The sequence below is a fragment of the Bradyrhizobium sp. INPA03-11B genome, assembly GCF_040446015.1.
Taxonomy (GTDB): Bacteria; Pseudomonadota; Alphaproteobacteria; order Rhizobiales; family Xanthobacteraceae; genus Bradyrhizobium; species Bradyrhizobium macuxiense_A.
This window is the reverse complement of the sequence record NZ_JASGSR010000270.1, coordinates 1-1,112: the sequence shown is the minus strand read 5'-3', so window position 1 is coordinate 1,112 and position 1,112 is coordinate 1. Positions and strand designations below refer to the sequence as shown.

Annotated in this window: 2 protein-coding genes; both read left to right on the top strand. The window is 60.5% G+C overall.

Going from position 1 to position 1,112, the window contains the following annotated elements; genetic code table 11:
- The coding region (locus tag QMZ05_RS40870) for an IS5 family transposase (protein WP_353705895.1) at positions 1 to 801 on the top strand (801 nt) is incomplete at its 5' end.
- A gap of 20 nt (positions 802 to 821) precedes the next feature.
- Positions 822 to 1,112 carry a hypothetical protein gene (locus tag QMZ05_RS40865; RefSeq protein ID WP_353705894.1) on the top strand — a complete coding sequence of 97 codons (291 nt, stop codon included), beginning with the start codon at positions 822 to 824 and terminating at the stop codon, positions 1,110 to 1,112.

The window sequence follows — 1,112 nt, the reverse complement described above, 5'->3', positions numbered from 1 at the left end:
GTCTGGGACCATTCGACCTTCTCGAAGAATCGCGACCGGCTGCTGGAGGGCGAGATTGCGGCCAAGTTCCTGAACGCGCTTTTGGCACAGCCGAAGGTCAAGCGTCTGCTATCGAGCGATCACTTCTCGGTGGACGGTACGCTGATTGAAGCCTGGGCTTCGATCAAGAGCTTCCGGAAGAAGGATGGCAGCGACAAGGACGAGGACGGTCCGGGACGCAATGCCGAACGCAGCTTCCACAAGGAGAAGCGATCCAACGAGACCCATGCGAGCACGACCGATCCCGAGGCGCGGCTCTACAAGAAGGGTGACGGCCAGCCGGCCAAGCTGAGCTATATGGGCCATGCGCTGATGGAGAACCGCAATGGTTTAGCTGTTTTGGGTGGGGTGAGCCAAGCGACAGGCACCGCCGAACGGAAGATTGCGCTTGCCATGATCGACAGGCGCGGGTGCAGGAAGCGGATCACTCTGGGGGCAGACAAGGCCTATGATGTCACGCAGTTCGTGCACGACCTGAGAGATAGATCAGTTACTCCGCATATCGCGATTGATGGGCATCTGAGCAAGACCGGTAAGCGGCGCAAGACGGCGATCGACGCGCGGACCACTCGTCACAGCGGCTACGACATCAGCCAACGTTGCCGCAAACGCATCGAAGAGGTCTTCGGCTGGATCAAGAGTTCCGCTGGCTTGGCCAAGGTCAAGCTGCGAGGTCGCGACCGGGTGGATGCCGTCTTCGTCCTGGCGCTTGCAGCCTATAATTTGATCCGGCTTCCCAAGCTTCTGGCGGCACCGGCATGAGCATTCGGGGCAGATGGCAGGTGGTCGAGACCCCGGGCTACGACATGGCCTTGGCGAGCGCCTACATCCTGTTCAATGAGGGCGGCGGCGAATTCGCCTTCGATTGCCTTACGGGCTCCATTCTTGGAGCCTGCAACGGCGATGCCGTCGAGTTCGGCTGGCAGGGAAACGACGAAATGGAGCCAGCCGAGGGCGACGGCTGGGCCGAACTGCAGGATGACGGCTCACTCGAAGGGGAGATCTGCCTCCTCAACGGCGACAACATCCCATTCATCGCGCGCCGCTCAAAGACTTCTTCAACAGCCTGCTAG